Genomic DNA, 10,765 nt, shown 5'->3' on the forward strand with positions numbered 1-10,765 from the left:
TCAGTCCTCCAGCACCCAGGAGTCTTTGGTCCCGCCGCCCTGCGACGAATTGACCACCAGCGAACCCTTTTGCAGCGCCACGCGGGTCAGGCCGCCGGGGGTGATGTCGGTCCCTTGCGGGCTGACCAGCACGAATGGCCTGAGGTCCACGTGGCGCGGGGCAAGGCCAGCCTTGGTAAAGATCGGCACGGTCGACAGCGCCAGCGTGGGCTGGGCGATGTAATTATCCGGCTTGGCGCGCAGCTTGGCGGCGAAAGCCTCGATCTCCTTCTTGCTGCTGGTCGGGCCGATCAGCATGCCATAGCCGCCCGATCCGTGGACTTCCTTGACCACCAGATCGGCCAGATTGTCGAGCACATAGGCCAGACTGTCCGCCTCGCTGCAGCGCCAGGTCGGAACATTGGCCAGCAGCGGCTTTTCGCCGGTATAGAATTCGACGATTTCGGGCATGAAGCTGTAGATCGCCTTGTCGTCCGCGATCCCGGTGCCCGGCGCATTGGCGATGGTGATCCCCCCGGCGCGGTAGATGTCCATGATCCCCGGCACGCCCAGCACCGAAGTGGGATTGAAGCTAAGCGGATCGAGGAAATCGTCATCGACCCGGCGGTAGAGCACGTCGATCGGGGTATAGCCGCGCGTGGTGCGCATCGCGACCCGGCCATCGACCACTCTGAGGTCGCTGCCTTCGACCAGTTCGGCACCCATCTGATCGGCCAGAAAGGCATGTTCGAAATAGGCCGAATTGTAGATCCCCGGGGTCAGCACCGCCACCACCGGGCGCTCCCCCGCACAGGCCGGGGCACAAGCGGCGAGGCTCTTTGCCAGGCGGCGGGGATAGTCCTGCACCGGGCGCACGTTCACTTTGGTGAACAGTTCCGGGAACATCGCCATCATCGTTTCGCGGTTTTCCAGCATGTAGGACACGCCGCTGGGGGTGCGGGCATTGTCTTCCAGCACCATGAAATCATCCGGCCCGGTCCGCACCAGATCGATCCCGACGATGTGGGTATAGACCCCGCCCGGCGGGACAAAGCCGACCATCTGGGGCAGGAACGCCTCGTTCTGCGCGATCAGACGCTGCGGAAAACGTCCGGCGCGGACAATCTCCTGACGGTGGTAAATGTCATGCAGAAAGGCGTTGAGCGCGCGCACCCGCTGTTCGATCCCGCGTGACAGCTTGCGCCATTCCGCCGCAGTGACGATCCGCGGCACCATATCAAACGGGATCAGCCGTTCTTCCCCGGCATCGTCGCCATAGACGTTGAACGTGATCCCGGTCTTGCGAAAGAACCCTTCGGCCTCGGCCCCCTTGCGGCGCAAGGCCAGCGGGTCCTGGGCATCGTACCACTCGCGGTAACCGCTGTACGCGGCGCGCACCGTGCCTTCGGCGGTGAGCATCTCGTCAAACGACGAGGGCGAGTGAGTCATGCCAAGCGTCCCCTTCGCCGACTATGACTGACGTGTGACGGGGGAGAGTCAAGTCCAATCATGCTGCACTTGCGAACAACGGTGAAAAAATTCGGACTTTCAGGCGTTTTCACACCTTCGTGAGGCGTGACGGGCAGCGGTGGTTGGCGGGAACGGAAGCGGGGGCGATCAGGCCCGGCTGCCGCTCACTTGGCCTCACCCAAAACAGCCCTGGTCATGCCATCGACCAGCTTGCCGCGATGGAACCGCGCCTCGCGCGCCAGCGGCATGGCATAGAGCGCCTTGAGCATCGCCTCGTCCTGCGTGGTCAGCTCATCGGGCACCGTCGCGCCAGGGGCAAACAGCGCCAGGATCGATCCCGGCGGCGGATCGGCCAGCGGGCGGATTTCGGCCAGCAGGACCAGCGCGGCGAATTCACCCACTGCGGCCAGCGACTTGCCCTGCGCCAGGTTGACATCCACAACCACCCCGGCGCCCTTAAGCTCACGCTTGCCGGGCGTTGCGATCAGGCTGCTGACCTTGCTGGCGAATACGTCCTGAGTGGGCCCGCCGCCAGTGCTGGTGCCCCCTTCGGGCGTGATCTGAAAGCCCAGCGGCGGAACCGCCATCACGGCATCGCCATCGGCCCCGCGCAAGCCGGTACGGTACCACCAGCGCAGCGGCGCATTGCCCCCGCGCATATCCGCCAGTTGCACCTCGCCCAATTCGTCAAAAGCACTCGGTTCGCGCCGTTCCAGGTCTCGGACATAGCCTGCGGCATCGGGCGTGAAAGCGATCACCGCATTGGCGCGGCATCCGGGCCTTGCCAGCCTGACGCCGACCCGGCTGGCGATCCGCTGAAATCGCGCGCTGACCATGCCGCCGATTCCCGCATCCACCCCCAGCACTTTCAGGCAGACCGGATCGATCCACCGCGCCGCTGGAGTAATTCCTCGGGCGATCCCCAGCTTGCTGACATAGTCCACGGCCTGGGCGCGGGCCTGTTCCCGATCAAGCCGCTGGCCGGTGACAGTGATTTCCGGTTCGGCCCGCAGCGGCGCGGCCAGCGCCAGGCTGGTCACGATTGTCAGGCCCATGACGGCGCGCAGCAAAATCATCGCAGTTCTCCTGCCTGGACGCGCAGGATACCACAGCTGCCTGTCAGATTGCGACAGGAAAGATGAACCGGAACAAGCCGATCGCCGCCCTGTCAGACGCAAATCAGCCAGCGCCTAACCCGCCCTCCAGCGCAGCGACATGCAGGTAAACCCGGCGTCGATCTTGGCGATTTCGGCATTGGGCAGCGCCGCCACGCGGGCGCCGTATCCATCCAGCAGCTCGATCAGCCGGGGATAGCCCGCGCCAACCAGGATCGTATCGCGCACCCGCAGCACATTGGCTCCGCCGTCCTCACCTTCGGGCACCACCAGCACGCGGTATCCGGCAAAGATCCCGCTGGCGGCAAGCGGGGCGGTGGCGAGCACGGTTTCCTCGTCAATCAGCGAACTGGCGGTCTTGAGATGCAGCACTTCGGGCGGGGTCTCGGCCACTTTCGCGCTATAGCCCAGTTCGGCCAGCAGCCCGGCCAATGCCTCGGCCCCGGCGCGGTCGGTGCGGGCCGACAGGCCGATATAGGCGAAGTCCGGCATCACCAGCACATCGCCGCCATCGGCATAGCCTTCGCGCTGTTCCAGCAGCACGGGAAAACGCGCCGCCAGCACGTCACGCAAGAACTGCCCCTCCGCCTCGCGGCTTGGCGCACCGGGGCGCAGCAGCACCGCGCCTTCGGGAAAGACCAGCGCCGGGTCTTCGACAAAGATCGCGTCGGGGAAATCCTCCAGCGGATCGAGTTCCTGCACCGCCAGCCCGGCGCTGCGCAGCGCCGCGACATAGCCCGCATGCTCGGCCAGCACCCCGTCCAGCGTGGGATCCGCACCTCCGCCCGCGCGCAGGCCCTTGACCACGCTGGCGCCGGGGCGGCGCACGATCGCATCGGTAAAATCGAAGATTCGCGTCATTGCGCCTCACATGCAAAGGGCGGAGCGCCAGCGCCCCGCCCCAAGGTTACCTGAAAGTGCGTTCAGACCTGGAGACCAAGCCGCTTGGCAACAAAGATCAGGATCATCGCGCCGAGGACCGAATAGATGAAACCGGCCGGCTTGAGCTGGGTGCCCGGCTCTTTATCAAGCATGCTGCCAACGAAGCCGGCCCCGAACGAACCCGCCAGACCCAGAACCATCGACATCAGCCAACCATTGCCATTGTCACCGACGTAGAACAGCTTTGCCAGGGCCCCGACGATCAGGCCCATCACTGCCATGCTGACATATTTCATTGCGCTTCCCCTTTAACTAGCCCGAAGATATCACAATCGAAGCCGCTGCGACCCGTCTCTGGGCATGGGCAAGGCACTCCAAACCGCGCCGCGAGTCAAGGATTTGCTGCGCAGCATCAGGTTTTGCTGCGCAGCATAGCGCCCTGTCGGGCAACCCGGGGGCAGCAGAATGCAGCGCTATTTGCAGTCACCGATCCGTTCGCTGATCACCTGGGCCTGCATATGCATGCCGCCGCCGGGCAGGCTGGCACCGCTGGTGTCGGTGGTCATCTTCAGGTCCGATCCGGTTGGCGTGAAAGTGCCATGCAGCACCGACTTCGTGGTCATGCCTTTGGCCGTCTGGCAGGTCATCTGCGCGTCAATCGCGCCGCCATCGGCCTTGAAGCTGTCATATTTGCAGTTCCCTTCGGCGGCGTGCCGGGTCATTTCCTCATAGCCCATATTGGCCTTGTCCGGGGTCAGACAGAATTCGGTGCTGTGTCCCGCCGCGCCAAACATACCTTTCATCCGCCCGGCCATCGCCTGATCCATTCCGGGGAAAGAGACGTCGCCGATCTTGATCGTGGTGCGGTACTGCCCCGGCTGCGGGCGCAGCGCGATCCCGGCGGCGGCGGCTTCCTGCTGCACTTCGCCCACGCTTTTGCCCCCACCCGCGCCCGCGTCTGCACCAGAGGGTTGCTGGTTGCAGGCCGCCAGCAACAGCAGCGGCACGGCCAGCGAAAACGGAGCAAGTCTGGGCATGATGGCACCTCCGGCAAATTCTTCCGGAGTGGAGGCTATCAAGCCCTGGATCAGGCGGCAAGCCGCAGCTTGCCCGGCAGGTTCGCCAGCCGTTCGGGCATCAGGAAGCGTTCAAAGGTGCGGTGCAGGTGCTCCACCACCGGGGGATAGAGCGGGGCATCGAATTCGATCCCTGCCGAATGCCCCTTGATCCAGCGGATCACTCCGGTCTGGCCTTCCAGTCCTTCAGGGCGGACCACCACCATGTCGCCCACACCCAGGATCAACCCCAGGCTGTCGATTCGGCAGCCGTGCTCCGAAAGGTTGGAAATAACCACCCGATCAACAAAACCTGAGCGCGATCGGCACCGGGCTGGCAGGACCAGATGCAGGCGGTTCGATCGACGCAAAGCGCGGACATTATCGCGTTCCATGACAAGCTCCATCCCGGCGGGGCCTGCTTGCCGTAACGGCAGCCCCGCATGTTCAGGATAACGGCAACAAGCCCTGTCGATTTAAGCCCCGGCAAAATGAGTCCCGCATTGCAACGCGCGCCTTGAAACGCGCGGATTTCTGCGCCAGTCTGGCAGCAATCAAGCATTGGGAGTGATGCAAATGGACATCGAATTCAGCCCGGAGGACCTGGCGTTCCGCGACGAAGTGCGCGCCTTCATCGCCGAAAACTACCCCAAGGAGCTGCGCGGCAAGCAGGATGAAGGGGATGAACTGAGCAAGGAGGACTTCCTGTCCTGGCACAAGGTTCTGGCCAAAAAGGGTTGGGTCGCTCCGGCCTGGCCGGTCGAATACGGCGGCACCGGCTGGACCGTGACCCAGCGTTTCATCTGGTCTGAAGAAACCGCGCGGGCGGACTGCATCCGCCTGATGCCGTTCGGCCTGACCATGGTCGGCCCGGTGATCTACACTTTCGGCACGCCCGAACAGAAGGCCCACTTCCTGCCCCGGATCCTGTCGGGCGAAGATTGGTGGTGTCAGGGTTACTCTGAACCCGGCGCCGGATCAGACCTTGCCAACCTGCGCACCCGTGCGGTGCGGGATGGCGATCACTATGTCATCAACGGCCAAAAGACCTGGACCACCATGGCCCAGCACGCAGACTGGGGCTTCTTCCTGTGCCGCACCGATCCCGATGCCAAGGCGCAGGAAGGGATCAGCTTCATCCTGGTCGACATGAAGAGCCCGGGCATCGAAGTGCGCCCGATCATCACGCTGGGCGGCGAACACGAAGTCAACGAAGTGTTCCTGGAAGACGTGCGGGTGCCCGTGGCCAACCGCGTGTTTGAAGAGAACAAGGGCTGGACCTGCGCCAAGTTCCTGCTCGCCCACGAACGCGTCGGGATTGCCGGGGTCGCCGCCAGCAAACGCGGGATCGAACGCATCCGCCAGATCGCCGCGACCGAGCTCGACGGTGACAAGGCGCTGCTGGCCAATCCATTCTTCCGCCGCAAGGTGGCCGAACTGGAAATGGACCTGACCGCGCTGGAATTCACCGAACTGCGTACGCTGGCCGGTGAAGCTGCGGGCAAGGGTCCGGGGCCGGAAAGCTCGGCACTCAAGATCAAGGGCTCGGAAATCCAGCAGCGGCTGACCGAACTGACCCTGGAAATGGCCGGCCACTATGGCGCACCCTATTTCCGCGGGTTTGGCGAAGGTGACAATGAACACCCGATTGGCCCCGGTGCCTGGGCCAACCGCGCCGCACCAACCTATTTCAACGCCCGCAAGACCACGATTTACGGCGGTTCGAACGAAATCCAGCGCAACATCATCGCCAAGATGGTGCTGGGGCTCTGAGCTGACGCGCGAACCGACCACAAGGATTTGAACCAATGGACCTGAGCTATACCGAAACGCAGGACATGCTGCGCGATACCCTCGCGCGGTTCCTGGCTGACACTTACGATTTTGAAACCCGCAAGAAGATGCTCGATCGCCCCGAAGGGCGCGATCCGGGCATCTGGCGCGCGCTTTCGGCCGAACTTGGCCTGACCGGCGCCAGCTTTGCCGAAGAGCATGGCGGCTTGGGCGGCGGCGCGATCGAGAACATGATCATGATGGAGGAACTGGGCAAGGTCATCGCGATCGAACCCTGGCTGCAGACCGTGGTGATCGGCGGCGGCGCGCTGAAGGCGGTGGGCGGGGCCCATGCCGATGCGCTGATCCCGCAGATCATCGGCGGCGATGCGGTGTTCGCCTTTGCCTATGCCGAGCCGCAGGGCCGCTATGACCTTGCCAACATTGCGACCAGCGCCAAGGGCGATGCCTCGGGCTACGTCCTCAATGGCCACAAGGCCGTGGTCTATGCCGCGCCCTGGGCTACGCACCTGCTGGTCACCGCCCGCACCGGCGGAGCGCGCGCTGATCGCGGCGGGGTGGAACTGTTCCTGGTCGAAGCGAACGCGAAGGGCATTACCCGCCGCGATTACCCGACTGTCGATGGTTTCCGTGCTTCCGAAATCTACTTCGAGAACGTCTCGGTCCCCGGCGATGCTCTGCTCCCCGGCGGGATTGACCTGATCGAAGCGCTGGTCGACGAAGCGACCATGGCACTGTGCGCCGAGGCGACCGGGGTGGCCCGCAAGCTGTTGGAAGGCACGGTCGAATATACCAAGCAGCGCAAGCAGTTCGGCCAGCCGATCGGCAAGTTCCAGGCGCTCCAGCACCGCATGGCTGACATGCTGGTGGAGGCTGAGCAGATCCAGTCGATGACCCTGATGGGCACCCTGCGGCTCGACCTGCCGACTGACCAGCGCAAGGCGGCGGTCAGCCTGGCCAAGGCCAAGGTCGCCCGCAGCATCAAGTTCGTCGGCCAGAGCGCGGTGCAGACCCATGGCGGGATCGGCATCACGATGGAGCTGGGCATCGGCCACTACTTCAAGCGCGCGACCATGATCGAGAGCCAGTTCGGCAGCGCCGATCACCACCTCGCCCGCTATGAGGCCCTGACCCTGCCTGCTTAAGCGGGGTCCGGCTCCTCCTCCTCCTCGCCACCCGGCAGGCGCGGCTGACCCTGGCCGCGCCAGGCCGGGTCGGCGGCGAGCTTGTCGAGCACCGCGCGGGCAGCCGCCGCCATCCGCCCGCCATGCGGCGCATAGGCCACCGGCATCAGGTTGAGCCGGGCGGCTTCCGCGCGGCCATCGCGCAATTGCTGCAGAGCCAGGTTCATCCGCAGCGCCAGGTCATAAGGCGCCAGCTCCGCCGCACGCTCCAGCCCTTGCACCGCCAGCGGACTGGGCACTTTGCGCTGTGCCTCGAATGATCGGTAGTAATAGATCAGCGGCAGCGGGTGATCGTTTTCGAGATGGTTGAGATCGACGAAGCTATCCCGCGCCGTCTTGTAATCCGCCGCCGCGCCGCTCTTTCCGGCCAGACGGAACCGGGTCAGGCCCTTTTGCACCAGCGCTTTTACCTGCCGGGGATCAAGCCTTAGCGCGGCATCTGCCGCAGCCAGGGCCGCATTGTCATTGCCCGCGTCATATTCTGCCTCAGCCAGCATCGCCTGGACCATCGCCTCGTCCGGATAGCGCGCGGCCAGCTGGCGCACCCCGGCCGCCACTTCCGCCACCTCGTCCCGGCCCAGCCCGTTGTGCTGACGCACCCGCAGCCCCATCCCCGCCGCCTCACCCGGCCCCAGCAGCCGCGCGGTAACCGCGCCGACCGGCAAGGCGCGGCCCTTGATCACGATCGTCGTAAAACGGTGCCGCACCGCGTATTTCTCCAGCTCCTTGTCCAGCACAGCCGGATCACCGAACACGGCGCGGGCCGCATCGACTGACTTCTGGCCCGTGGTCAACGCATCGAAATAGGCGGTCAGCTGGCCTTTGCGGGGGCCGCCCATCACCAGATAGTGGTAGAACAACCAGCTGCGTGCATAGAACGAGGTCTTCCCCAGCGTCGGCGTGGCCGGATCGAACAGGGCAGCGGCGGGCACCGGTGGCATGTTCTGCAACTGATGCAGCCGCAGCGGATTGGGCCGCCCGATGGTCATTCCGCCATCTTTCTCGAACCCGGCCGAAGCAAAGAATTCCGCGGCGCCTTCATTTGCCCAGTTCGGCATCGGAAAAGTGCTGCCGCTGATCAGGAAATGGTGGGCATATTCGTGCAGGAACGTCGCCAGTTCGCGGTCGGTATCGGCATTGCGGGCGCTCGACAGGTCGGGCACCACCGCCATGGTTGCCCCGGCGCGGGGGCGATAGAAGCCGCCGACGAATTTGGCCCTGGCCTTGTCCGAAATCAGGTTCTGCACCGCCTTGAAACTGCCCACGGCATAGACCGTGACCCGGTTCGACGGGCTGGGCACCGCGTTCTTCGCCCCCGTCACCAGCGCCAGCGCGGCGTGATAGCGTTCCAGATTGGTGGCAAAGCGGACCAGTTCGGCCTCGCCCGCATCGGCATAGACCACGAAGTGATCGCTCGACGCCTCGCGCCAGTCGGCCCGGACCGGAGCCGCCCCCAGCGCGGCGAGCGAGACTGCGAATGCGAGCTTTTTCACCGCCATTCCCAATGTTTACTCCGTCATTCCCGCCACACAAGCCCGCTCACGCGTTCCTTGCCATCAGCCCGCCATCGACCGGGATTGTCGCCCCGGTGATATAGCTTGCCGCCGGCAGGCACAGGCTCAAAGTCATGTGCGCCACTTCTTCCGGGCGGCCATAGCGGCGCAGCGCGGTGCGGCGCTGGGCGAAAGTGGCCTTGTCACCTTCTGGCACATTCGCGGTCATCCCGGTCAGGATCGGGCCGGGGCAGATGCAGTTGACCGTGATCCCCTCTTTCCCCAGCTCCACCGCCATGGCGCGGGTCAGCCCGGTGACCCCGGCCTTGGCGGCAGAGTATGGACTGTCGCGATTGGTTGCCCCCAGCGCTTCGGTGCTGGCGATGTTGACGATCCGGGGCGAAGCAGACCGCCGCAGCCACGGCAGCGCCGCCCGCACCAGCCGCTGGTGCGCGGTCAGCAGCACCAGCACTGCCCGGTCCCACACCGCATCATAGCTGTCATCATCCAGCGGGCAGAACGCGCTGATCCCGGCGTTGTTGACCAGCGCGTCGATCCCGCCAAAGTGCCCCGCGACCTGCCCCACCACATCGCGGATCGCCGCGTGATCCCCCACGTCAAGCGCCCAGCCCCGCGCGCTCAGCCCTTGCGCGCGCAGCGCCGCCGCGATTTGCTCCACCGCTTCGCCCGACAGGTCGGTCAGGGCCACATTCGCGCCCTCGGCGGCGAAGACTTCGGCCGTCGCCCGCCCCATCCCGCTCGCCGCGCCGGTCACCAGCACTGTCAAGCCGCGCACCGATCGGCTCAGCCCCTGTTCCATCCTGCCTCTCCTTGCTGTTCTGGCCCGAACTGTGCGGCGCTTTGCCCGGCAGGTCCAGCGGTGGCACGACTGGACACTGTGGACACAGTCCTGAAGCGTGAATTGAATGGCGCCGCGCAGCGCCCGCCAAAGGCGCAGTGCGGCCATTTCCGGCGCTGCTGGCCCCGCCGCAGGCCCTGCGATCCCGGCGAGAAACCGTACGGCTCTTTACTTCATAACCCAGCACCGCCCGGTCCACTGCCGCCCACAGCGCCGCCTGATCCGGTTCGCCCTGCACCGGGTCGGGCCAATCCTCCAGCTCCTCCTCCGGTTCATCCTCCGGTTCATCCGCGCAGTGATCCAGCGCTTCGGCCACCTGCTCCGCGTTCAGCATCGCGCTGTCACGGGCCCAGACTTCGAGCCAGGCGCGCAGTTGCCCGTCGCGCTGTGCCTGTTTTGCCGCTTCGGCCGGATCGTCCACCGGCTCGTCCACTGGCGCGGGCGCGGGCGCGGGCACGGCGACCGGCACTGGCTCTGCCTCGGGCAGCCCCGCCAGCGCGGCCAACGCGGCATCGAACGCGCCCGCCTGCGCCGCAGCGGCCCCATCCGCCTCGCACAGCTGGTCAAGCCGCGCCAGGTGCGCCAGCAGCAGCCGCGTATCAAAGCGCCGCCGGGTTGCGATCTGCTCCCCGTGATAGAACACCGCTTCTTCCACCCCGTCCAGCGCGCGTTCCGCCAGCACCGCTTCCACATGCCGCCGCGCCAGAACCAGCGCCCCGCGCCACGCCAGATCGAACGCGCCATCGCGCCGCCGCGCCAGATAGACCCCCGAGCGCGACACCCCCACCCGCGCCGCCGCCACCCGCACATTGCCGTGGCGCGACAGTTCATCAACAAAGCGGAGTTTGATGGCGGGCGTGAGCACGGGTTCAACCGAGAACGGCTGAAAAGCCCCCTCCTCTTCGCAGGAGGGGGTTGGGGGTGGTGGCGTCAA

General features: G+C 65.5%; 10 protein-coding genes. 2 read left to right on the forward strand and 8 right to left on the reverse strand.

Going from position 1 to position 10,765, the window contains the following annotated elements; translation table 11 throughout:
• From MNBBLIKP_RS17600 to MNBBLIKP_RS18160, 6 genes are all read right to left on the reverse strand, one after another.
• Positions 1 to 1,428, reverse strand: a complete 1,428-nt coding sequence (locus MNBBLIKP_RS17600) for a circularly permuted type 2 ATP-grasp protein (RefSeq protein WP_088311578.1) — start codon at positions 1,426 to 1,428, stop codon at positions 1 to 3.
• A 185-nt stretch (positions 1,429 to 1,613) separates the two neighbouring features.
• Positions 1,614 to 2,525, reverse strand: a complete 912-nt coding sequence (locus tag MNBBLIKP_RS17605) for a hypothetical protein (RefSeq protein ID WP_088311579.1) — start codon at positions 2,523 to 2,525, stop codon at positions 1,614 to 1,616.
• Between the two features lie 114 nt (positions 2,526 to 2,639).
• Entirely contained in the window at positions 2,640 to 3,425 is a 786-nt protein-coding gene (locus MNBBLIKP_RS17610) for a dimethylarginine dimethylaminohydrolase family protein (protein ID WP_088311580.1), read from the reverse strand.
• Between the two features lie 62 nt (positions 3,426 to 3,487).
• Positions 3,488 to 3,742 (reverse strand): GlsB/YeaQ/YmgE family stress response membrane protein, encoded by a 255-nt coding sequence (locus MNBBLIKP_RS17615; RefSeq protein ID WP_088311581.1) that lies wholly within the window; start codon positions 3,740 to 3,742, stop codon positions 3,488 to 3,490.
• A gap of 177 nt (positions 3,743 to 3,919) precedes the next feature.
• Entirely contained in the window at positions 3,920 to 4,483 is a 564-nt protein-coding gene (locus tag MNBBLIKP_RS17620) for a DUF3617 domain-containing protein (RefSeq protein WP_088311582.1), read from the reverse strand.
• Positions 4,484 to 4,533: 50 nt separating this feature from the next.
• Positions 4,534 to 4,896, reverse strand: coding sequence for a PilZ domain-containing protein (locus MNBBLIKP_RS18160; protein WP_176399829.1), 363 nt, complete (start codon positions 4,894 to 4,896; stop codon positions 4,534 to 4,536).
• 181 nt (positions 4,897 to 5,077) lie between these two features.
• Between MNBBLIKP_RS18160 and MNBBLIKP_RS17630 the strand changes: the two genes are divergently transcribed.
• Both MNBBLIKP_RS17630 and MNBBLIKP_RS17635 read left to right on the forward strand, forming a co-directional pair.
• A complete protein-coding gene (locus MNBBLIKP_RS17630) occupies positions 5,078 to 6,274 on the forward strand; it encodes an acyl-CoA dehydrogenase family protein (protein WP_088311583.1) in 1,197 nt (398 codons plus the stop codon).
• A gap of 35 nt (positions 6,275 to 6,309) precedes the next feature.
• Entirely contained in the window at positions 6,310 to 7,440 is a 1,131-nt protein-coding gene (locus MNBBLIKP_RS17635) for an acyl-CoA dehydrogenase family protein (protein ID WP_088311584.1), read from the forward strand.
• Here the strand turns inward: MNBBLIKP_RS17635 and MNBBLIKP_RS17640 are convergent.
• Together MNBBLIKP_RS17640 and MNBBLIKP_RS17645 are read right to left on the reverse strand one after the other, a co-directional pair.
• Entirely contained in the window at positions 7,437 to 8,972 is a 1,536-nt protein-coding gene (locus tag MNBBLIKP_RS17640) for a hypothetical protein (RefSeq protein WP_140420655.1), read from the reverse strand. The genes MNBBLIKP_RS17635 and MNBBLIKP_RS17640 overlap by 4 nt on opposite strands.
• Positions 8,973 to 9,018: 46 nt before the next feature.
• A complete protein-coding gene (locus MNBBLIKP_RS17645) occupies positions 9,019 to 9,792 on the reverse strand; it encodes an SDR family NAD(P)-dependent oxidoreductase (RefSeq protein ID WP_088311586.1) in 774 nt (257 codons plus the stop codon).
• Positions 9,793 to 10,765: the final 973 nt, after the last annotated feature.

Origin of the sequence: Novosphingobium sp. B 225 (genome assembly GCF_002198665.1) — a bacterium.
In the GTDB taxonomy this organism is placed as follows: Bacteria; Pseudomonadota; Alphaproteobacteria; order Sphingomonadales; family Sphingomonadaceae; genus Novosphingobium.